Genomic DNA, 20,321 nt, shown 5'->3' with positions numbered 1-20,321 from the left:
AGCACTACAGGTACAGTCCCGCGTCCGCGCCGTTGCGCGCACCCGGCACCGAGGTCGGCGTGGTGCCCCGGCGCAGGGCGTACAGCTCGGCCAGGGTCGCCCCCTCGCGGCCGACGCCCTCCTCGGTGCCGAGCCAGTGCACCGCCTCGTCGCGGGTGAGCGGGCCCACCTCGATGCGGGCGAGGCAGCGGCCGGGGCGGACCACGGCGGGATGCAGCCGCTCCAGGTCCTCGTTCGTGGTGACACCCACCAGCACATTGCGGCCCTGTCCGAGCAGACCGTCGGTGAGGTTCAGCAGCCGGGACAGCGCCTGGCCCGCGGTGTGCCGGGCCTCGCCCCGGATCAGCTCGTCGCAGTCCTCCAGGAGCAGCAGCCGCCAGCGGCCCTTGCCCGCGCCGTCCTCCTCGCCGATCGCGATGTCCGTCAGATAGCCGACGTCGGAGAAGAGCCGCTCGGGGTCGAGGACGCAGTCGACCTGGCACCAGTCGCGCCAGGAGCGGGCCAGGGTGCGCAGCGCCGAGGTCTTGCCGGTGCCCGGCGGGCCGTGCAGCAGCAGGAGGCGGCCCGCGATGTCCTCGGGGGTGGTCTTCATCAGCCGGTCCATCGCCTCGGCCACCGGCGCGGTGTAGTTGGGCCGGACCTCGGACCAGGTGCCGGCCGAGATCTGGCGGGTGGTGCGGTGCGGGCCGCGGCGCGGGGAGACGTACCAGAACCCCATCGTCACGTTCTCCGGCTGGGGTTCGGGCTCGTCGGCCGCGCCGTCCGTGGCCCGGTCGAGGATCTCCTGGGCCAGTTCGGCGCTGGTCGCGGTCACGGTGACGTCCGCGCCCCGGCTCCAGCGGGAGACCAGCAGGGTCCAGCCGTCGCCCTCGGCGAGGGTGGCGCTGCGGTCGTCGTCCCGGGCGACCCGGAGCACCTTCGCCCCCTCGGGCAGCAGGGTCGCGCCGGAGCGCACGCGGTCGATGTTCACCGCGTGCGAGTACGGCTGCTCGCCCGTCGCGAAACGGCCGAGGAACAGCGCGTCGACGACGTCGGACGGCGAGTCGGAATCGTCGACGTGGAGCCGGATCGGCAGAGCGTCGTGCGGGTTCGCAGGCATGCCGCCATGATCCGTCACCGATGCCCTCCGTGCACGGCATTTCCACCGCTTGTCCCTGGTGTCCCGGGGGCGCCCCGGGTCTGCCCAAGCCCCGGACCGCGCCGTTACTGTTGCCCTTGATGGCACGTCATGGGTGGGAATCGTACGGTCGGTGGTGGCGGCTCCTCGTCCTGCTCGGGGGGATCGCGGCCGCGCTCGCCGTGCCGCTGGGGCTGCTCGGCGGCCCGCCGGGCCGAGCGGGCACCTCCGCCCCGCCGCGCGCCGCCGTCGGCTGGGGCTTCACCCACACCCGGTTCAGCGCCGACGAGGGCGCCCCCGCCGCCACCGACCGGGTACGGCGACTGCTCACGTCCGGCGGGGGGCTGGCGCAGGACCAGGCGATCATGGGCTGGGGCGCGGACAACCCCGAACCGTCGCGCGGGCACTACGACTTCGGCGCCCTGGACCGCCGCGTCGGCTTCGTCCGCGCCTCCGGCGGCACCCCGGTGATCACCCTGTGCTGCGCCCCGGACTGGATGAAGGGCGGCAAGTCCGGCGCGGACCACACCGATTGGAGCCGGTCCGCCCTGGAGACCGCGCCCGCCCCCGCCCACTACCAGGACTTCGCCGACCTCGCCGCGACCGTGGCCCGGCGCTACCCGGACGTGAAGCACTTCATCGTCTGGAACGAGTTCAAGGGTTTCTGGGACGAGGCCGGGAACCGCTGGGACTACGAGGGGTACACCCGGCTGTACAACCTCGTGTACCGCGCGCTGAAGAGGACCGGCGAGGACGTCATGGTCGGCGGCCCCTATCCGGTGATGGACAGCGTCGCCCCGGACGACCCCCACGCCTCCCCGGCGGTGCGCGGCGCCTGGGGCGCGATGGACCAGCGCGTCCTCGACGCCTTCTCCTACTGGAACACCCACAAGGCCGGCGCCGACTTCACCGTGGTCGACGGCGCCAGCTACCCCCGCGGCGGTGCTCCGCGGCCCGACGAGTTCACCGCCGCGGACAAGCTGACCGCCGTCGGCGCGTGGGTGCGGCGGCAGACCCACGGCCTGCCCCTGTGGTGGGCCGAGTACTACGTGGAGCCCGGCGACGGCGCCGCGGGCTGGTCCGAGCCGCACCGGGTCGCCGTCCAGGCCACCGGCATGATCGCCCTGGTCAGGGGCGGCGCCGAGACCGGTTTCTACTGGAACCCGGAGAAGCGGACCGGCCCCGGCTGCCCCGGCTGCCTGTGGACCCCGACCGACCGCGCCGGCGGGGGACGGCCCCTGCCCATGTACGACCTGGTGTCCCGGTTCGCGGCGGCCTTCCCGCCCGGCACGACGTACCGGACGGTCTCCGTCGACCCGGCCGCCGCGCCCGGCCTGCGCGTCCTGGCGAGCGACCGTACCGTCCTCGTCGTCAACACCCGCGACCGTACGACCGGTGCGCGGGTCGACGGCGGACGGCTCCGGCTCCGGCCCTACGAGGTGAGGTGGCTCGACCGCTGACCCTCACTTCAGCGTCAGGAACCGCTGCACCAGCACGGCCAGCACCACCGCCAGCAGGGGCATGGAGAACCAGAGGCTCCCCTGGAGCAACCGCAGTCGGCGCACGCCCGGCCGCACCGCCACCCGCGCCACCTCGCGCGCGGCCAGCACCAGCGTCAGGACGACGGCGGCCAGTGCGCCCACCACCGACCAGGGCGTCCAGGTCACCCGGGGCCCGACCGGCCCGGGGCGCGGCGGGGGAACCGGTCCCGGGGGCCGGCCGCGCAGGGCGTACACAGAGACGTCATCGTCGACCAGCACCCTCGTCAGGTCCCGCCGGGCGTCCAGGCTCCGGGTGAGCCGGGGCTGCCAGGCCGCCGGATAGCCCGCGTCCAGGCGCAGATACGTCACCTGGCTCCTGTTGACCATCAGATACGAGTGCGGGCCCGCGTCCTTCAGCGCCTCGACCAGCCCGGACACCCGAGCCGGGTCGGCCGGTGCGAGCGTCGGGACGTAGTCGACCCGCTCCATGTCCCTCGCGCCCCACGGCAGCGACGGGGTCACGTCGTTCACCGTGTCGTTGCTCAGCCACAGCAGCCGCACGGTCGGCCGGTCATGGGCGTACACCCAGTCCATCGCCGCGACCTCGCCGGGCCGGGTGCGCTCGAAGGGCTCGTTGCCCCAGCGGGCCACCAGGAAGCCGCCCATCAGCAGCAGCCCGGCGAGCAGCGCGGCCACCGGGGCGAGTCCCGGCCGGTCGCGGGCGCGCGGGAAGAGCGCGAGGGCGCCGAGCAGGGCCGCGCCCGGCACCGCGAACATGAAGACGCGCAGGGCCATCTCGCCGCCGTACGACTGCATGCCGAAGCCCAGGAACGGGACGAGGGTGAGCACGAGCAGGGAGCGTTCGCGGTACCGGTGCAGGCGCCGGCGCAACCAGCCCCCGCAGGCGAGTGCCAGCACGGCACCGGCCAGCAGGACCCGGGTGTAGAGGACGAGCTTGTGGGTCGGATCGCCGCCCTGGATGCGGCCGGAGACGGAGCTGGAGACATTGCCGCCGACCCCGCCGATGCCGCCGAAGAGGTCGTCGAAGTGACCGGACCAGTACGGCTCGGCCATGAAGCCCAGCCAGAGTGCGACGACCACCGCGAACAGCAGCGGCAGACCGCGCAGTTCGCAGCGGCGCAGCAGGACCAGGACCGCGAGCACGCCCAGCATCACGAACGGGGTCAGCTGGTGCGCGGGCACGGTCGCGGCGTACAGGCCGGTCAGCAGGAGGAGGAGCACGGTCCGCCGGTACCGGTCGGCCGCTGCCGGTTCCGCCTCGCCCGGCCGCAGCCTCGCCGACAGCGCGCGCGGCGGGCGGAACCAGACCAGCAGGATCGCCACGAAGAGCAGGTACAGCAGGAAGGTGAAGCCCTGCGGGGAGAAGTAGTCCTGGCCGACCCAGCCGCACAGCGCGAACAGCCAGACACCGGTCCACTTCGCCCGCCAGTCCGCCCGCATCGACCGGGTCAGCAGCACCATCGGTGCCAGGTAGGCGAGTTGGATCGCGGTCGGCCACCAGCGGATGACCTCGGTGAAGTCGGTGACCCCGCACGCCCGGCCGGCGAACGCGGCCACCGCGAAGAAGCCCGGCCAGCTCCAGCGGGCGTCCAGGTCGGGGACGGCGGAGCCGGTGCGGTCGATGTAGTCGAGGAACCCCAGGTGCTGCCAGGCCGTCGCGAACCGCGGCTCGGTCTCGACCACGGCGGGCAGCGCGTGCAGCGAGACGACCGTGGCGACCAGGGTCACCAGCAGCAGGGCCCGGTGCTCACGCCGCTGCCGCAGAAGCCCGGCGAAGACCACCACGAGCAGGGCCGCGCCGACCAGGGTGGGCAACGGCAGCACGGAGACCAGGCCCAGGCCGCCCATCCGGTCCAGATCGGCCTCGCCGAGGCGCAGGGCGGGCAGCCAGTAGAGGAGGAGGGCGGCGACCAGGAGGCAGGCGAGCGGGATTCCGGAGTGCCGGTGCCGGTGCCGGTGCCGTGGACGGGGCGGGGGAGCGGGGGCCGGCGGGGGCACGGTGCCCGACGGGGACGCGGTCTCCGCGGAAGACGGGGGCCGCGAGGAAGACGGGGGCCGCGAGGAGGGCGCGGGCCGTGCCAGGGGCACGGTGCCCTCGGCGGCCCGCGCCCGCGCCCACGCCGGTGCCCTGCGCCGCACCGGGGCCTCGCTCATCCCCAGGTCCGCCAGATCCCCGTCCGGCGCCGCCGCGTCCGGCAGTGACCCGGAACCCGGCGCGGGCACGGTCCGTACCGTCCGCCAGAGCCGCGGCGCGGTGATCGAGACGATGACGGTCAGGCTGGAGACCTCGGCGACCCCCGCCCCCGTGAGCCCCGTCCGCGGCAGGAGCAGCAGGGTGAGCCCGAGGACCAGTACGCACAACAGGCCCTGCAACCAGGCGAGTCCGGCGGTGCGGCTTTGGGCGCGCAGGACCGCGAAGTAGGTCTCCATGACGACCCGGAGCAGCATGCCGACGGCGAACCAGCGCAGCAGCGGGGTCGCCGCGGCGGCGTAGCCCGCGCCGAACACGCCGAGGACCCAGGGCGCGCCGACGAAGAGCACGGCGCTGAGCGGCAGCATGATCCGGGCCATCCGCTTGAGTGCCGCGCGGGCGTAGGCGGCGAGCCGCTCCGGGTCGTGCGAGCCCTCGACCGTGAGGGACGCGCCCATGTTGACGGCGAGCAGATTGCAGGTGCCGCCGATGGTGGCGGCGATGTAGAAGTACGCGTTCTCCGCGGAGCTGACCTGCGCGGCGATGATCACCGGCACGAGGTAGACCACGGCGAGCGAGAACAGGGAGCCGGTGTAGTCCCCGGCCAGGAACCTCCCGATCTCCCGCGCCGGCGGCGGTCCCGCCCGGCCGGCGGTCGCCTCGACGTGCCGGGGCACCAGGCGCCGGAACACCAGCCAGCCCAGCGGCACCACGGAGGTGGCGATCGCGGCCACCCACGACACGAAGACCCCGGCGGCCGGGACGGCGACGGCGAACGCGGCGAGCAGCACCAGCTTCACCGCCGAGAACACCGTGTTGCCCACCGGCACCCAGGGCGCGCTGCGCAGCCCGGTCAGCACGCCGTCCTGGAGGGTGAGCACGTTCCAGGCGACCACGGCCGCCACGAAGCCGAGACCCGGCAGTGGCCCGCGCAGAAAGCGGTACGACGGCCCCCATGTGTCCAGGGTCAGGAGGAACACCCCGGCCGCCAGCGCCACGACGAGTGAACTGACCGCGTACGTACGGAAGACGAACCGGCCCGTGCGTTCTCCGGACACCGGGATGAAGCGGGCCAGGGCGCCGGTCAGGGTCACCGCGGTGAGCCCGGCGAGCAGCTTCATCGCGGCGATGGCGGCGGAGCCCCGGCCGACCGCGGCATCGGAGTAGTAGTGCGCCGCGGCCAGCCAGAAGCCGAGGCCCAGGACGGCGGAGATGCCGGTGTTCAGCATCAGCGCGTACGCGTTGCGCAGCAGCGGGCCGCCGCCGGGGGAGTGCCCGGTGCCCGGAGCCTTCGCCGCCTCGGGCCCGGGCGCGGTGGTCGTGTCAGCCACGGGGACGACCGGCCTTCCCCACGACCAGGCCGGCCTGCCGTGCCCTGCGCACGAGCGCGTACCCCCGGGTGAGCGCCCGGTCCCGGGCGAACGTCCGCCCGAGGGCGCGCCCTCGCAGCAGCCGTGTGAACTCCTCGGCGTCCGTGCCGCGCCGCACCGTGACCCGGCGCAGCGCGTACGGCCCCTGGGCGCGGCGGGCGAGCCCGTTGCCGACGGCGAGCGCCTGCGCGTACCCGGCCGCGCGCACCGCCGCGCGCACCCGGCGGCTGGAGTAGCCGTAGGGATACGCGAACGACACCGGCCGCGTCCCGACCTCACCGGCGACGATCTCCGTGCACCGGCTCAGCTCCTCGGCCAGCGCGCCGTCGTCCAGCTGATCCAGCTGCGGATGCGTATGGCTGTGTCCGCCGATCTCCACTCCACAGGCGGCGAGTCGGCGCACCTGGGGCCAGTCGAGCATGGTGTCGAGGCCGCCCCCGGTGTCGTGGGCGCCCCTGAGCCAGCCGGTGGAGACGAACAGCGTGGCCGGGAAGCCGTGCCGGGCGAGCAGGGGCAGCGCGTGCCGGTGCACGCCCTCGTAGCCGTCGTCGAAGGTGATCAGTACGGGACGCGGGGGCAGCGGCCGGCCGCCGCGCCAGTGCGCCGCCAGCTCGGTGGCGGTGACCGGGGTGAAGCGCGACTCCGCGATGAGGGCCATCTGTTCGGCGAAGGCCTCGGGGGCGACCGACAGCGTCCGGGTGGCGTCGTTGGGCGCGTCGGCCACGGAGTGGTACATGAGGATCGGCACGGGCAGCTCACTCATGCGGGCCCCCGGCTCGCTCGGCGGTCTCCGCGAAGGCGTACGACCCCCGGCGTGCCCGTACGGTCCCCACCGCGAACCCTCCCGCGGCCGTGAGCGCCCCGGCGACGATGGCGCCCGCGCGACCCGCGCCGCCGGGCCGGCCGAGCAGGGCGTCGCGCAGGCCGCGGACGACACCGGCGGGCAGCACCCGGGTGGTGTACCGGCGTTCGGACTCCAGGCCCCTGGCCGCGCCGACGCTGCGCGCCACCAGTGCCTTGGACAGGCCCTCGGCGTAGGCGCGGGAGCGGAAGTAGGCGAAGCGTTCCCGGGGGCGGGGCACGCGATGGTGGATCACCGCGCGGTCGTCGACGAGCAGCACGGCGTCGGGGCGGGCGCGGGCGAGGCGGATGCACAGTTCCGTCTCCTCGCAGCCGAGCGGGCGCCGGCCGCCGTCGCGCCCGATGCCGGTGGCGAAGCCGCCCGCCGCCTCGAACGCCGTGCGCCGGAACGAGGCGTTGCCGCCGAGGACATTGCGGACCCGCACCCGGCCCGGCGGCAGGCCCCGGTAGGTGCAGCCCACCACCCAGTCGAACTCCTCGGGGAACCAGACGGGCCGCCGGCCGGACGCCCAGACCGGCTCGGTGCGGCCGCCGACCGCCAGCACCCGGGGATCGGCGTACGCCTCGGCGAAGCGGCGCAGCCAGTCCCGTTCGGCCACGGCGTCGTCGTCCAGGAAGGCGATCACCTCGCCCCGGGAGGCGGCGATGCCGGTGTTGCGCCCCGAGGACAGGCCGCGCGGGCCGGAGTTGGGCAGCACGCGCACGTGCTCGCACTCCCGGTACGCGCGCTCCAGCCGTTCGCCGAGGGCCGGGTTGTGGTCCACGACCAGGAGGGTCTCCCGTGCCGGGTACGACTGCGCGCGCACCGAGGAGACCGCCGCGAGGATGTCCTCCCAGCGGTCCTCGGTGTACACGCAGATCACGACGGAGATGCCGGGATCGCTCAAGACGCCTCTCCCTGCCGGGCCTTGAGGAGCGGGGAGTGGCGCACCCGGCGCCGCAGGGCACGCCGGTTGGAGCGCTCGCACAGGATCACCCTCAGCACCCGCAGGCCGTCGCGCACCGCCCGCAGATTGCTGGCGCCGTGGATGCGCAGGTACTCGTGGCTCGGGATCTCCTGCACTCTCAGGCCCGCCTTGACCACTCTGATGTTCATCAGCGTCTCGACCTCGAAGCCGGTGCAGTCGAGGTCGATCTTGTCGAGGCAGTGCCGCCAGAACGCGTTGTAGCCGTAGCAGAGGTCGGTGTAGCGGGCGCCGAACTTGCGGTTGACGACCGTGCACAGCGCCCAGTTGCCGAGCTTGCGGACGAAGGTCATGTCGTCGGTGCCGCCGCCGTTGGCGAAGCGGGAGCCCTTGGCGAAGTCGGCGCCGGAGACCAGCGCGGAGACGTAACTGACGATCTCGCCGCCGTCGGCCGAGCCGTCCGCGTCGACCATCACGATGATGTCGCCGGTGCATGCCTCGAACCCGGTGATCAGGGCGTCCCCCTTGCCCCGGCCGCGCTGTGGGACGACCTTGAGCCGCGGCCACAGGGACCGGGCCACCTCGACGGTCCCGTCGGTGGAGTTGCCGTCCACGAGGACGACCTCGTGGATCCAGTCGGGAAGGCTCTCGAAGACGTAGGGCAGGTTCCTCGCCTCGTTCATGGCGGGGATCACCACGCTCACCGGCGGGGTGATCGCGAGGTGCGAGGAGATGGGCCGGTAGTGCGGGACGAGCAGCGGTTCGCGGCCCGGACTCGGCGGGCGCAGCGCTGAACTCATTTTGTCTTCCCTCTCGTCCGGTGGACCGCCCGCCCCGGGGCAGCCCGGCTCAGGGTCCGGTTCGAAAGGGGGGTTCTCCTCCAGGGCACGGCGAGCGGAACTCCGTACCCGTGGACGAGCTTGGCAAAGCTGTCCGGGCCGCCGGTCGAGCGACGACGGCCGGTCGCGCGGCCCGGCCCGGTCACCGCTCGCGGTCACCGAGCACGGCACCCCCCTACCGCGCTCCGCACCGGTGTCACCGTGGTGCCCGGCCCTCCCCATGGGCCGCGCGTCGGCGAACCGATGCGGTTGAGATGTATGACGGTATTGACGGTTGAGCCCGAAAGGCAAGACCTGGAAGGTGTCTCACCTTTCCCATGATTGGTCCGTTGCGTAACAGTGGCTCACCTTGCTCACTCTTGTGTGCTTTTACCGGGAATCCGGTCCCGGGGAACCGCGATGAACCCGGTCCCGGAGAAGCGTGAGGAGCAGAAGCAGCAGGCTCAGTACGGCGATCACGGCCACCCCGCCGCGGACGGACCAGTGGTGCAGCGCGAGCATCGCCTGGGCCACCAGCATGTCGACGACGACCGAGCCCGCGAGCGCGCACAGCGTCCGGGTGAAGGGGTCGAGGCCGCGCAGCGCGGTGGCGATCGACGCGGCCGGCGCGCACAGGAGGAACAGGAGCGCGCACGGGCCGCGCAGCGCGGAGTCGGAGCCGGTGAGGGCGAACAGCGCGCCGGCCGTCGCGACGGCGGCGGCGGCTCCCGCGAGCAGCGGCGACAGATCCCTGTTGATCCGTAAGGTGCGCATTGGCGACTTTGCCCCCCGGAGCGCCGGATGCCGGGCTTCAATGTGACGCAGACCCGAGGGGGCGTCAAGGCGGCCGTTCCCCCCTGGAACCCTACGGGAGCACGTGTCTGAGGGCCCGTCAACACATTTGACATGTACGCGCAATACATGAGCGGTAAATCTTTGAAGTCAGTCTTATTGAGAGTCAAAAATTCTTGGCATGAACACTTCCGGTCAACGCGCGTAGTTGCTACTTAAGTTGCCGCAGACTTCCTGCTCACCTGGGAGATACCATGAGACGTTCCCGACTTGTCGGACTCGTTGCTCCACTCCTCCTCGCCCTCGGTCTCGGCTTCACGCAGGCCGCGTCGGCGCAGGCGGCCTCCAACAGCGGTGGCTATGTCGCGCTGGGCGACTCCTACGCCTCCGGCGTCGGCTCCGGCAGCTACATCAGCTCCAGCGGCTCCTGCGACCGGAGCACCAAGGCCGCCGCCTACCTCTGGAACGCCGCGCACAGCCCGGCCTCGTTCTCCTTCAACGCGTGCTCGGGCGCCACGACGGACGATGTGATGGCCAACCAGCTCGGCTCGCTCAACTCCTCCACCTCGCTGGTGTCCATCAGCATCGGCGGCAACGACGCCGGCTTCGCGAACGTCATGCAGACGTGCGTGCTGAACTCGGACAGCACCTGTCTGTCCGCCATCTCCAGCGCGGAGTCGTACATCACCTCCACGCTGCCCGGGAAGCTCGACACCGTCTACAACGCCATCCACTCCAAGGCGCCCAACGCCCGTGTGGTCGTGGTCGGTTACCCGCGCTTCTACCTGCTCGGCCAGACCTGCCTCGGTCTGTCCGACACCAAGCGTTCGGCGATAAACGACGCGGCCGACGTCCTGGACAACACCATCCAGACCCGCGTCTCGGCGCACGGCTTCGCCTTCGGTGACGTCCGCAGCGCCTTCTCCACCCACGAGATCTGCTCCGGCAGCTCCTGGCTCCACAGCCTCAACGTGCTCGACCTGACCGAGTCGTACCACCCCACCGCGGACGGCCAGTCCGGCGGTTACCTGCCGGTGCTCACCAACGCCGCCGGCTGACCCGTTCGGGTGAGCACCGCACGGCGCACCACCGGGCCCGCCCGTCAGGGTGAACTCGCGGACCGGCCCGAGGCGTCGACGTGATACCTGGTACCTCCCGGGCGAGCCCGCCGTGTGCACCGGCGGGGTCGCCCACCGCGGCGGCGGGGACCCTGGCCGATGGGGCCTCCGCCGGTGGGCCGGCCGGGCGCGTGAGATGGACCACGTTCCCGGCCGCTTCCGTGCCGCTTCCCCCGCCCGCGCCGGGACCGGTGCGGGCGCGTGTGGTCGCGGCGGCGGAGTGACCGCTTCCGGACCGTCGTGGGGGTCCGCCGTCACCCCGGGGCCCCGCGGGGGCGACACGCCCTTGATCACGAGGGGGTCGGGGCCCGGTGGTCGTCACGCGCCGTGACGACTGCCCGGGAACGGTGAACCGGCGCGGGCCGTCGGCCAGCCTGTTGTCCAACTCGCCCTGAAACCGGTCGGATTCGGAGAGTAGTCAGCGCGGGATGGTCAACCCCCTTACGGGAAAGGTGAATCCTGTAGGCGCGATACACGCGTGCCCTGGTGGGGAGATAGGGTTACTCTGCCCGGGGCCGGGTGGACTCGTACGGGTGGGGAGTGACATGGAACAGATAACAGTGCGCAACAGGGCCAGGGTCCCTGCGATCACCTGCGGGAGCAGTGCGACCAGTTCGCGCCTCGACCGGCATCTGGCGGTGCTGGGTGGTCCCGCCATACCGCAGCAGAAGACCGTCGAGGCGACCTCGCTGATGCGGGAGCTGACGGCGCGGGACACCCGGCGCACGCACAGCGACCGGGGCGCGCGGGTCCGGCGGGTCTCCCTGTTCGCACCACTGCGCCGACTGCGTCGTTCACTGTTCGGCGGCCACTAGCCGGTCACCGGCCGGCCACTGGTCCGGCCCCGATCCGGCCATGATCCGGCCCCGATCCGGCCACTGCTCGGCCCCTTGAGCGCCCACCCGGCGCTCACCGGGCGAACCGGCGGTCCTGGCTCCCGTCCAGGGCCCGCGCTTCGGCCGCCACACCGTCCCGGCGCAGCGCTGCTATCTCGTCGTCCGTCATCCCCACGGCGCGCAGCAGCGCCCCGGTGTGCTGTCCGAGCGCGGGCACGTCGCCCATCCGCGCCTCGTCCCCGCCCGGCAGCGTGAGGGGCGGCAGCAGCGCCCGCAACGGCCCCACCGGCGAACCCACCTGACGCCAGCGCTCCCGGGCCGCCAGCTGCGGATGCTCGGCCAGCTCGCGCAGATCCCGCAGCCGCGCACAGGCGATGCCCGCCTTCTCCAGGCGCGCCATCGCCTCGTCGGCGTCCAGCGCGCCGAGCGCCCGCGCCACCGCCGCGTCCGTCTCCGCCCGGTGCGCGACCCGCGCCGCGTTCGTCGCGAACAGCGGGTCCGTCCCCAACTCCGGACTCTCCATGACCTGTTCGGCCAGTCGCCGCCACTCCCGGTCGTTCTGCACCGACAACAGCACCCGGCCGCCGTCCGCCGTCGCGTAGCCGTCGTAGGGCGCGATGACGGGGTGCGCGAGACCGGTGCGCGCCGGGGGCTCGCCCCCGTGCATCGTGTGGTGCAGCGGATGTCCCATCCACTCGGCCAGCGAGTCCAGCAGGGACACCTCCACCGGCCCGCCGCGCCCGGTGGCGCCCCGGCGGACCAGCGCGGCCAGCACCCCCGAGAACGCGTACATGGCCGCCGCGATGTCCGCCGCCGGGATTCCCGCCTTCACCGGCTGCTCCGGCGTCCCGGTGACCGACACCAGACCCGCCTCGCACTGCACCAGCATGTCGTAGGCCCGCTTGTCCGCGTACGGTCCCGAGGGGCCGTAGCCCGAGATGTCCACGGCGACCAGCCGCGGATGCGCCGCGCACAGGGTCGCCGCGTCCAGGCCCAGCCGGGCCGCCGCCCCGTGCGCCAGGTTCTGCACGAACACGTCCGCGTCCGCGACCAGCCGCCGTACGACGTCCAGGCCGCGCGGGTCCTTCAGGTCGAGCGCGATGGACTCCTTGCCGCGGTTGCACCACACGAAGTGCGAGGCGAGCCCGCCCGCCGCCGTGTCGTAGCCCCGCGCGAAGTCGCCCCCGTCCACCCGCTCCACCTTGATGACCCGGGCCCCCAGGTCGGCGAGCTGCCGGGTCGCGAAGGGCGCGGCCACGGCCTGTTCGACGGCGACGACGGTGATGCCCTCCAGGGGCGGCGGCTGGTGTTCCATGGGGTGTTCCATGGGGTGGATGATCTCCCCCTTGGGCGGGTTTGTCAGTACCGCGTATGTCACTCCCCGCGGCTGTGACGGCGCACCGCGAGCGGCAGGAACGCCGCGATCAGGACGAGGCTCCAGGCGAGCGAACCGGCGACCGGATGGGCCACCGGCCAGGCGGCGCCGCGCGGCACCGGCGCGTTGCCGAACAGGTCCCGCAGGGCGGTGGTCACCGCGCTGATCGGGTTCCACTCGGCGAGTGTCCGCAGCCATCCCGGCAGATGGTCCGTCGGGATGTACGCGTCGGACAGCAGCGGCAGTACGAAGGAGGCGGCGCCGAGCTGCCCGGCCGCCTCCTCGCTGCGGGTGAGCAGGCCCAGCCACACGCCGGCGCAGGTGCAGGCGAAGCGGAACAGCAGCAACAGCCCCACCGCGCCGACGGCCTCGGGCGCCGGCCCCTCGATCCGCCATCCCACCGCGAGCGCCACCAGGAGCAGCGGGATCGTGCCGACGGCGGTGACGACGAGGTCCGCGACCGCCTGTCCGAGCGGCACGGCGGCCCGGCTCACCGGCAGCGTGCGGAGCCGGTCCGTCACGCCCCGGTGGGTGTCCGCGGCGGCCTGGAACATCCCCGTCATCAGCCCGCCCGCCGCGGTCGCGGCCAGCAGGCCCGGTACGAGGAAGGCGCGGTACTCCCGGCCGGGCATCGCCAGCGCGCTGCCGAAGACGTAGCCGAAGAACAGCAGCATGTTGATCGGCATCATCTGGGTCAGGACCGCGAGGCCCGGACTGTTGCGGACGCGGCGCAACTGCCGTCCCGTCAGGGCGAGTCCGTCGTACGCCAGGGCCCTCATTCGGTGTGCTCCTCGGTGGTGTCGGCGGCGGGACCGGCCGCGGCTTCGCTCCCGGCTCCGGCTTCGGCCCTGGTCGCGGCCCGGGTCCCGGTGAGCCGCAGGAAGACGTCGTCCAGGGTGGGCGGGCGCAGGCTCGCGTCGAGCAACGGAACGCCCGCCGCGTCGAGTTCGCGCACCAGCCGGGGCAGGGTCAGTGTGGGGTCGGTGGTGAGGACGCCGACGGCGGTGCGCTCGCGGTCGAACGCCGGTTCCCGGCCGGTGAGCCGGTCCAGTACGGCGGCGGCCGTGCCGAGCGCGTCCTCATGGGCGACCACGGCCTCGGCGTACGACCCGATGAGCGCCTTGAGTCCGGCGGGCGAGCCGGTGTGCGCGATCCGGCCCCGGTCCATCAGGGCGATGTCGTCGGCGAGCTGGTCGGCCTCCTCCAGGTACTGCGTGGTCAGCAGCACCGTCGTGCCGTCCGCCGCGAGTTCCCGTACCGCCTGTCGGATGTCGCCGCGGCTCGCCGGGTCGAGGCCGGTCGTCGGCTCGTCCAGGAAGAGCACCTCCGGGCGGCGCACGAGGCTCGCGGCGAGGTCGAGGCGGCGCCGCGTGCCGCCCGAGTACGCCGAGGCCTTGCGGTCGGCGGTCCCGGTGAGTCCGAAGCGCTCCAGCAGCTCGTCGGCGCGCGCGGCCGGCCCGCGGACCCGGTGCAGCCGGGCGAACAGCCGCAGGTTCTCCCGGCCGGTGAGATCGCCGTCGACCGAGACGTACTGGCCGGTGACCGCGATCAGGCGCCGCACGGCGGCGGCCTCCCGCACGAGGTCGTGCCCGGCGATCCGCGCGGAGCCGGCGTCCGGCCGCAGCAGCGTGGTCAACAGGCGGACGGCGGTGGTCTTCCCCGCGCCGTTCGGCCCCAGCAGCCCGCAGACGGTGCCCCGCGCGACCGCCAGATCGAGCCCGCGCAGGGCGTGGGTGTCCCCGAAGCGCTTTTCCAGGCCTTCACTAAGTACGGTGTACGTAGTCGTCATGGGGCGACCATAGCGCACTACGTACGGTGTACGTAACTAGGATGGTGGCCGAGGTGATGACATGGCAGTCCGAGGGGCCGTACCCGAGGTGATCTGGGCGCGCCCCGAGCGCACCGGGCGTGGGCCGAGGCCGGCGTACAGCCGCGACGACATCGCGGCCGCGGCCGTGCGGATCGCCGACGAGCGGGGGCTCGACGCGGTGTCGATGCGGCAGGTCGCGGCGGAGCTGGGGTGCGGGACGATGTCCCTGTACAACTACGTGCCGCGCAAGGAGGACCTGTACGAGCTGATGATGGACGCGGTCGCCGCGGAGCACGTCCTGTGGGAGCCGGGTGGCGACTGGCGGGCGGAGCTGATGCGGGTGGCGCACCAGGCACGGGCGCTGATGCGCCGGCATCCGTGGATGCCGCGGCTCATGTCGCCGGTGTACGGGTTCAGTCCGCACACGCTGCGGTATCTGGAGCACTGCCTGGCGTGTCTGGACCCGCTGGAGGCCCCCTACGGGACGAAGCTCGAACTCGTCGCCATGGTCAATGGCGTGGTGACGACGTATGTGCGCAACGAGCTGGACACCGCCGAGCGGGTGCGGGCGCTGCCGTGGTCGGAGGACGAGGAGACCGCGGTGCGAGGGGCGTATCTGGCGCGGCAGGTGGCGTCCGGGACGTACCCGAGGCTGGCGGAGGCGTTCGCGCAGGACCCGGGGCCGGTGGACATGGAGGCGGTCTTCGAGCGGGCGTTGGGGAGGGTCCTGGACGCGTACTCCCCGCACTAGGCGGAACGGCTACAACAGGGCGAACTGGCCCTCCGGGCCTTCCTCGGGGTGGTCCAGGACCGAGGCAGGGCGGCGGGACGCGGGTGGCGGCGGGAGGATGCCCGAGCGCCGGAGATCGTCCGCGGTGATCGGAGAGGTCACCTCCGGCTCGGGTCGCCGCGGGCGGAGTCCGGCCAGCAGCGCCAGCACCGTGATCAGCTCCAGCAGCTCCGAGGTCCAGGACTGCGGCCAGCTCGCCGGGCGGATCGTCCCCAGCGTGCCGGGAGCCGCCGCGGCCGTGCGCGAGGTGAACCACGACTCCAGGACGCGGGCCCCGTTCAGCTCGTAGTCCCAGGCCTCCGGAGGCACGGGGGAGACGCGGCCCTCGTCCAGACGGAGGGTCTGCTCCTCGGGGTCGTAGTGGAGGGCCGAGGGGCGGGGCGGCAGGGGCGCGCGGACGTAGGGGCGGCGCCCGCCCGGCAGTTTGGGGCGGTCGCCGTCGCGGCGCAGCAGCCACAGGGTGCGGCGGCCCGACGCCACTCCCGCCGACCAGAGTTCCGGGTCGGAGGTCAGGGGGACCGTGTGGTCGGGGCGGGTCGCGGCCAGGAACCAGGACAGCAGGTCGAGGGGGGTGACCCGGACGCCGAGTCGGGCCGTCAGGTGGTCCAGGAGACCGGGGGCCAGATTGGGGTCCGTGGCGGCGGGCCGACGGTGGAGGGGGCGGACGCGGCCGGTGCGGAGGGTGGGCAGCAGGGACGTGGCCAGCACGGGGTGGCGGTCGTCCGGGGTCTCCACCAGGAAGATCTGGTCGGCGTCCGCCACGCGCCACAGCTCCGGGCGGGCCGCGTCGAGCAGGCGGTGGTCCGGGATCAGCCACTGCTCGTCGAAGGGGGCCGCCAGGACCCGGACCGGCTCCGGGCAGGGTCCCTCGGCGCGTGCCAGGCGCTCCGTGCCGGTCGGCTGACCGGGCAGCTGGCCCACGGCCGAGTGCAGGGTGCGGGCCCTGCTCGGCTCGAACAGGACCTCGCGGTCCGGCGGTTCGGCCTTCAGCAGGGTGTCCCAGCGGGCTTTCAGCGAGGCCGGGTCGGGCGCGGTCGGCCAGGTGCGGCCCGGCCGCAGCGGTGCGACGGACCACGGCATGAGGTCCGCCAGCAGCGGAGCGTCGTCGTCGTACGGCACGCTGGGCATCGTACGGGCCGGGACCGGCGGGCGGGTCAGGTGGCGTCCAAGGTCACCGTGAAGGAGAAGCGGTCGCCCCGGTAGTGGATGACCGCCACGTCCAGCACCCGGCCCTCGGTGTCGTAGGTGATGCCGGTGTAGTGCAGGATCGGGCTGAGCAGCGGGACCTGGAGGAGACGTGCGGTCTCCGGGTCGGCGAGCCGGGCCTCCACCGTGTCCGTGATGCGGCTGATGTCGGCCTTGACGACGTCCCGCAGCACCTTCGTCATCGGCCAGCGGATCAGATCGTCCAGGTCGATCCGCGCGGCCAGTTCGGGGCGCACGTGGTTGACGGCGTGGTTGGTCGGTTCGTCGGTCTGCTCGTCGAAGCGCAGCCGGTGGTACGAGGCCACCTCGGTGAGGTCCGGGAAGCAGTCGGCGAGTCCGCCCGGCACCGGCGCGGGCCCGTGGCCCAGCAGTTCCGTGCGCATCCCGGACTGCTGGGCCACGATCGCGTCCACCGAGCCCAGCAGCCGCACCGGGGCGCCGCGCCGGGCATCGGGCTCGATGAAGGTGCCGCGCCGCCGGTGCCGGCTGATCAGCCCCTCGTCCTCCAGCTCCTTCAGCGCCTGCCGCATGGTCAGCACGCTCACCCCGTAGTGCTCCGCGAGGCGCTCCTCGGTGGGCAGGCGCAGCGGGTCCGCTGGCGAGCGGCCCAGTATGGAGGCGCGCAGCGACTGCGACACCTGATACCAGAGCGGCAGCTTGCGGTTCAGGACGATCGAGTCAGGGGCGAAGGAGGTCACGCTGATATCCGTACCGGTCGGCAACAACGGGCGCAACACACGTGTCAGATACGGAAGTCCGGCGTCAGGCCCCGCCACACGTCGTCGTAGTCCTGCTGGAGGTGGTCGGCGCCGGCCGCGTGCGGGGTGAGCGTCACCGGCCAGCGGGTCTCGAACATGAAGGCGAGGCCGTCGTCGATCTTCTGCGGCCTCAGCTCGGCCGCGCTCGCCCGGTCGAACGTCTCCCGGTCCGGGCCGTGCGCCGACATCATGTTGTGCAGCGAGCCACCGCCCGGCACGAAGCCCCCCGGGCCGGCGGTCTTCGCGTCGTAGGCGCCCTCGATCAGACCCATGTACTCGCTCATCACGTTCCGGTGGAAGTACGGCGGCCGGAAGGTGTCCTCGCCCACCAGCCAGCGCGGCGCGAAGACGACGAAGTCGACGCCGGCCAGGCCCGGGGTGTCCGAGGGGGCGGTCAGGACCGTGAAGATGGAGGGGTCCGGGTGGTCGTAGGAGATGGTGCCGATCACGTTGAAGCGGCGCAGGTCGTAGACGTACGGCACATGGTTGCCGTGCCAGGCGACCACGTCGAGGGGCGAGTGGTCGTACTGGGCCGTCCAGAGGTTGCCGCAGAACTTGTTCACCACCTCCACCGGGCCCCCGGTCTCCTCGTACGCGGCGACCGGCGCGCGGAAGTCCCGTGCGTTGGCGAGGCCGTTGGCGCCGATCGGGCCGAGGTCCGGGAGGCGGAACGGCGCCCCGTAGTTCTCGCAGACGTAGCCGCGGGCCGACTCGTCCAGCAGCTCCACCCGGAACCGCACCCCGCGCGGGATCAGCGCCACGTGCGCGGGCTCCACGTGCAGCCGCCCGAACTCGGTGTGCAGCAGCAGCCCGCCGCGCTCCGGGACGATCAGCAACTCGCCGTCGGCGTCGGAGAAGACGCGCTCCATCGAGGCGTTGGCGTGGTACAGGTGCACGGCCATGCCCGCTCGTTGGGTCGCGTCGCCGTTGCCGCCGAGCGTCCACAGGCCCCCGAGGAAGTCGGTGCCCGCGGCCGGCTCGGGCAGCGGGTTCCAGCGCAGCCGGTTGGGGTCGGGCACGGTCTCGGTGAAGGGTGCCGTGCGGATCGGGCCGTTGGCGGTACGGGTGAACCGCGGGTGCGCGGCCGACGGGCGGATCCGGTACAGCCACGAGCGGCGGTTGTGCGCGCGCGGCTCGGTGAAGGCCGAGCCGCTGAGCTGCTCCGCGTACAGGCCGAGCGGTGCGCGCTGCGGCGAGTTGCGGCCCTCGGGCAGGGCGCCCGGCACCGCCTCCGAGGCGTGCTCGTTGCCGAACCCGGTCAGATACGACAGCCCCTCGGCGGTCTTGCGCGCGTCCCCGCTCATGGTCGCCCCCACGCTCCTTTGCGCTTCTGAGTGCATCCGCTGATTCCTATGCAACACCGTAGGAATGCGCGGAGCCGCGCGCAAGAGGGCGGGCCGGGTCGGTGTCGTGGTCCGGCGGGTCCGCCGGGCGCACTCCGGGACGTTCCGCCCACCGAGGGCCCCTCCTCCCTCCGGGGTAGGTCCGGAACCCGACTTCAGGCGGATTCCCGGGCCCGGCGCGGTGTTCTACGCTCCCGGGCATGTCGTGGACGAGGGAGACCCGAGGACGCCTGGCCGCGCTCGCGGTGTGCCTTCTGCTGCCGCTCGGCGCGGCGGGCTGCGGTACGGCGCGGGGAGGCACGGGTACCGGCGGCGGCGCGGGCACGGCCGGCGCCGCCGCGCCCTCGCCCGTCGGCAAGGTGCTGGACGACACCGACGGCACCGGCCGCCATCTGCGCGAGATCGACGGCAGGGACGCTCCCCAGGTCGGCGTCGAGGTCACCCCGGACACCGCGGACGGCTGGGACGTGCGGCTGACCTTCCGCCACTTCCGGGTCTCCACGCCCGGCGCCCGCCCGAGGGCGGTGACCGGGCGCGGACTCGCCTGCCTCTTCGTGGACGGCCGCCGGGTCGCCCGGCTGCGCACCCCCGAGTACCGTCTGCCCGGCCGGTTCGTCCCGCACGGCACCCACCACGTCACCGCCCGCCTGTACGCCGACGACGGCACGGTGTGGGCCGTCCACGGAAAGCCGGTCCAGAGCACCGCCGACATAACGGTGTCCGTCACCCGGGCACCCCGGCCGTCCGGCCCGGGAACCGACCGACAGTCGGACGGCTGAGGGCTTCGGTCACGCTTCTCCGTACCCTGGGACCAGGTTCACCGGACCCCGGCGGAAAGGCATCATGAAGCCCGTGCCCCACGCGACCTCGCTCCGCCGCGCCCCCGTCCAGCGACGCAGCGCCGAACGGCTGGCCAGGATCCTCGACGCCTGCGCCGAACTCCTCGACGAGGTGGGCTACGACGGACTGAGCACCCGTGCCGTCGCGGTGCGCGCCGGCGTGCCCATCGGCTCGGTCTACCGCTTCTTCGCCAACAAGCGGCAGATGGTCGACGCCCTCGCGCAGCGCAATCTGGAGCTGTTCACCGAGCACGTCATCGAGCGCCTGGAGCGGGCGGCGGTGGGGGACTGGCGGGCCGCGATGGACGCGGTCCTGGACGAGTACCTGATGATGAAGCGCACCGCGCCCGGCTTCTCGCTGGTCGACTTCGGCAACCAGATCCCGGTCGGCGCCCGCCAGGACGAGCCCAACAGCCGGGTCGCCGACCGGCTTTCGGAACTGCTCGCCGCCTATATCGGCCGCACCCCCGACGAGGACCTGCGGCGGGCCTTCCTGGTGGCCGTGGAGAGCGCGGACACCCTGGTCCAACTGGCCTTCCGGGTCGATCCGGCAGGCGACGAGGCGATCATCCGCGAGACCCGGGAACTGCTGCGGGCGTACCTGGGGCGGCTGCTCGACTGAGAGGTCCGTCGCAGGGGCTCCCGCACATGCCAACCGGTCGGTAGGCTCCCCGTCGTGCCGCCGCCGAC

At 73.3% G+C, this 20,321-nt stretch carries 18 protein-coding genes; 6 read left to right on the top strand and 12 right to left on the bottom strand.

Going from position 1 to position 20,321, the window contains the following annotated elements; all coding sequences use genetic code 11:
* Nucleotides 1-4 precede the first annotated feature (4 nt).
* Nucleotides 5-1,099: a DUF5925 domain-containing protein gene (locus ACWDD7_RS25925; RefSeq protein ID WP_450459119.1), complete on the bottom strand. Its 1,095-nt coding sequence runs from the start codon at nucleotides 1,097-1,099 to the stop codon at nucleotides 5-7.
* Nucleotides 1,100-1,218: 119 nt separating this feature from the next.
* On the opposite strand from ACWDD7_RS25925, the gene ACWDD7_RS25920 reads away from it, so the two are divergent.
* The gene (locus ACWDD7_RS25920) at nucleotides 1,219-2,577 is read left to right on the top strand and encodes a xylan 1,4-beta-xylosidase (RefSeq protein ID WP_450459118.1); all 1,359 of its coding nucleotides are present in this window, start codon (nucleotides 1,219-1,221) and stop codon (nucleotides 2,575-2,577) included.
* Between the two features lie 3 nt (nucleotides 2,578-2,580).
* Here ACWDD7_RS25920 and ACWDD7_RS25915 read toward each other — a convergent pair whose 3' ends face one another.
* From ACWDD7_RS25915 to ACWDD7_RS25895, 5 genes are all read right to left on the bottom strand, one after another.
* On the bottom strand, nucleotides 2,581-6,141 hold the full coding sequence (locus ACWDD7_RS25915; RefSeq protein ID WP_450459117.1) for a lipopolysaccharide biosynthesis protein: 3,561 nt from the start codon (nucleotides 6,139-6,141) through the stop codon (nucleotides 2,581-2,583).
* Nucleotides 6,134-6,943, bottom strand: coding sequence for a polysaccharide deacetylase family protein (locus ACWDD7_RS25910; RefSeq protein ID WP_450459116.1), 810 nt, complete (start codon nucleotides 6,941-6,943; stop codon nucleotides 6,134-6,136). The genes ACWDD7_RS25915 and ACWDD7_RS25910 overlap by 8 nt, the downstream gene beginning before the upstream one ends.
* A complete protein-coding gene (locus ACWDD7_RS25905; RefSeq protein ID WP_450459115.1) occupies nucleotides 6,936-7,928 on the bottom strand; it encodes a glycosyltransferase in 993 nt (330 codons plus the stop codon). Before ACWDD7_RS25905 ends, ACWDD7_RS25910 begins: the two co-directional genes overlap by 8 nt.
* Complete coding sequence (locus tag ACWDD7_RS25900) at nucleotides 7,925-8,746, bottom strand: glycosyltransferase family 2 protein (RefSeq protein ID WP_450459113.1); 822 nt, start codon at nucleotides 8,744-8,746, stop codon at nucleotides 7,925-7,927. Before ACWDD7_RS25900 ends, ACWDD7_RS25905 begins: the two co-directional genes overlap by 4 nt.
* Before the next feature lie 408 nt (nucleotides 8,747-9,154).
* A complete protein-coding gene (locus tag ACWDD7_RS25895) occupies nucleotides 9,155-9,538 on the bottom strand; it encodes a hypothetical protein (RefSeq protein ID WP_450459112.1) in 384 nt (127 codons plus the stop codon).
* 272 nt (nucleotides 9,539-9,810) lie between these two features.
* Here ACWDD7_RS25895 and ACWDD7_RS25890 point away from each other — a divergent pair, with 272 nt between their 5' ends.
* Nucleotides 9,811-10,614, top strand: a complete 804-nt coding sequence (locus ACWDD7_RS25890) for an SGNH/GDSL hydrolase family protein (RefSeq protein WP_351876323.1) — start codon at nucleotides 9,811-9,813, stop codon at nucleotides 10,612-10,614.
* Between the two features lie 605 nt (nucleotides 10,615-11,219).
* On the top strand, nucleotides 11,220-11,489 hold the full coding sequence (locus ACWDD7_RS25885; RefSeq protein ID WP_351876325.1) for a hypothetical protein: 270 nt from the start codon (nucleotides 11,220-11,222) through the stop codon (nucleotides 11,487-11,489).
* A gap of 94 nt (nucleotides 11,490-11,583) precedes the next feature.
* On the opposite strand, the gene ACWDD7_RS25880 is transcribed toward ACWDD7_RS25885, so the two are convergent.
* Genes ACWDD7_RS25880 through ACWDD7_RS25870 form a run of 3 tightly spaced genes read right to left on the bottom strand, consistent with a single transcriptional unit; the run spans nucleotide 11,584 to nucleotide 14,674 of the window.
* On the bottom strand, nucleotides 11,584-12,825 hold the full coding sequence (locus ACWDD7_RS25880) for a CaiB/BaiF CoA transferase family protein (protein ID WP_450459165.1): 1,242 nt from the start codon (nucleotides 12,823-12,825) through the stop codon (nucleotides 11,584-11,586).
* 59 nt (nucleotides 12,826-12,884) lie between these two features.
* Nucleotides 12,885-13,664 (bottom strand): ABC transporter permease, encoded by a 780-nt coding sequence (locus ACWDD7_RS25875; protein ID WP_450459111.1) that lies wholly within the window; start codon nucleotides 13,662-13,664, stop codon nucleotides 12,885-12,887.
* Nucleotides 13,661-14,674, bottom strand: a complete 1,014-nt coding sequence (locus tag ACWDD7_RS25870) for an ATP-binding cassette domain-containing protein (RefSeq protein ID WP_450459110.1) — start codon at nucleotides 14,672-14,674, stop codon at nucleotides 13,661-13,663. The genes ACWDD7_RS25875 and ACWDD7_RS25870 overlap by 4 nt, the downstream gene beginning before the upstream one ends.
* A 61-nt stretch (nucleotides 14,675-14,735) precedes the next feature.
* Between ACWDD7_RS25870 and ACWDD7_RS25865 the strand changes: the two genes are divergently transcribed.
* Complete coding sequence (locus tag ACWDD7_RS25865) at nucleotides 14,736-15,446, top strand: TetR/AcrR family transcriptional regulator (RefSeq protein ID WP_450459109.1); 711 nt, start codon at nucleotides 14,736-14,738, stop codon at nucleotides 15,444-15,446.
* A gap of 9 nt (nucleotides 15,447-15,455) precedes the next feature.
* On the opposite strand, the gene ACWDD7_RS25860 is transcribed toward ACWDD7_RS25865, so the two are convergent.
* From ACWDD7_RS25860 to hmgA, 3 genes are read right to left on the bottom strand one after another with little or no spacing between them, the layout of a single operon-like run.
* A complete protein-coding gene (locus ACWDD7_RS25860) occupies nucleotides 15,456-16,613 on the bottom strand; it encodes a type ISP restriction/modification enzyme (RefSeq protein WP_450459108.1) in 1,158 nt (385 codons plus the stop codon).
* 26 nt (nucleotides 16,614-16,639) lie between these two features.
* The gene (locus tag ACWDD7_RS25855) at nucleotides 16,640-17,389 is read right to left on the bottom strand and encodes a GntR family transcriptional regulator (protein WP_351876337.1); all 750 of its coding nucleotides are present in this window, start codon (nucleotides 17,387-17,389) and stop codon (nucleotides 16,640-16,642) included.
* Between the two features lie 44 nt (nucleotides 17,390-17,433).
* On the bottom strand, nucleotides 17,434-18,753 hold the full coding sequence (hmgA, locus tag ACWDD7_RS25850; protein ID WP_351876339.1) for a homogentisate 1,2-dioxygenase: 1,320 nt from the start codon (nucleotides 18,751-18,753) through the stop codon (nucleotides 17,434-17,436).
* 239 nt (nucleotides 18,754-18,992) lie between these two features.
* On the opposite strand from hmgA, the gene ACWDD7_RS25845 reads away from it, so the two are divergent.
* Nucleotides 18,993-19,571, top strand: coding sequence for a hypothetical protein (locus tag ACWDD7_RS25845; protein ID WP_450459107.1), 579 nt, complete (start codon nucleotides 18,993-18,995; stop codon nucleotides 19,569-19,571).
* 64 nt (nucleotides 19,572-19,635) lie between these two features.
* On the top strand, nucleotides 19,636-20,253 hold the full coding sequence (locus ACWDD7_RS25840; protein ID WP_450459106.1) for a TetR family transcriptional regulator: 618 nt from the start codon (nucleotides 19,636-19,638) through the stop codon (nucleotides 20,251-20,253).
* The last annotated feature ends 68 nt before the right edge of the window (nucleotides 20,254-20,321 follow it).

This window comes from Streptomyces sp. NPDC001056 (genome assembly GCF_053598955.1).
This window is presented reverse-complemented; position numbering and strand designations above follow the sequence as displayed.

Excerpts from the sequence above, each read along its gene's own strand:
- ACWDD7_RS25925 (WP_450459119.1), bottom strand. The coding sequence starts at position 1,099 with ATGCCTGCGAACCCGCACGACGCTCTGCCGATCCGGCTCCACGTCGAC.
- ACWDD7_RS25920 (WP_450459118.1), top strand. The coding sequence starts at position 1,219 with ATGGCACGTCATGGGTGGGAATCGTACGGTCGGTGGTGGCGGCTCCTC.
- ACWDD7_RS25910 (WP_450459116.1), bottom strand. The coding sequence starts at position 6,943 with ATGAGTGAGCTGCCCGTGCCGATCCTCATGTACCACTCCGTGGCCGAC.
- ACWDD7_RS25900 (WP_450459113.1), bottom strand. The coding sequence starts at position 8,746 with ATGAGTTCAGCGCTGCGCCCGCCGAGTCCGGGCCGCGAACCGCTGCTC.
- ACWDD7_RS25895 (WP_450459112.1), bottom strand. The coding sequence starts at position 9,538 with ATGCGCACCTTACGGATCAACAGGGATCTGTCGCCGCTGCTCGCGGGA.
- ACWDD7_RS25890 (WP_351876323.1), top strand. The coding sequence starts at position 9,811 with ATGAGACGTTCCCGACTTGTCGGACTCGTTGCTCCACTCCTCCTCGCC.
- ACWDD7_RS25885 (WP_351876325.1), top strand. The coding sequence starts at position 11,220 with ATGGAACAGATAACAGTGCGCAACAGGGCCAGGGTCCCTGCGATCACC.
- ACWDD7_RS25880 (WP_450459165.1), bottom strand. The coding sequence starts at position 12,825 with ATGGAACACCAGCCGCCGCCCCTGGAGGGCATCACCGTCGTCGCCGTC.
- ACWDD7_RS25875 (WP_450459111.1), bottom strand. The coding sequence starts at position 13,664 with ATGAGGGCCCTGGCGTACGACGGACTCGCCCTGACGGGACGGCAGTTG.
- ACWDD7_RS25870 (WP_450459110.1), bottom strand. The coding sequence starts at position 14,674 with ATGACGACTACGTACACCGTACTTAGTGAAGGCCTGGAAAAGCGCTTC.
- ACWDD7_RS25865 (WP_450459109.1), top strand. The coding sequence starts at position 14,736 with ATGGCAGTCCGAGGGGCCGTACCCGAGGTGATCTGGGCGCGCCCCGAG.
- ACWDD7_RS25860 (WP_450459108.1), bottom strand. The coding sequence starts at position 16,613 with ATGCCCAGCGTGCCGTACGACGACGACGCTCCGCTGCTGGCGGACCTC.
- hmgA (WP_351876339.1), bottom strand. The coding sequence starts at position 18,753 with ATGAGCGGGGACGCGCGCAAGACCGCCGAGGGGCTGTCGTATCTGACC.
- ACWDD7_RS25845 (WP_450459107.1), top strand. The coding sequence starts at position 18,993 with ATGTCGTGGACGAGGGAGACCCGAGGACGCCTGGCCGCGCTCGCGGTG.
- ACWDD7_RS25840 (WP_450459106.1), top strand. The coding sequence starts at position 19,636 with ATGAAGCCCGTGCCCCACGCGACCTCGCTCCGCCGCGCCCCCGTCCAG.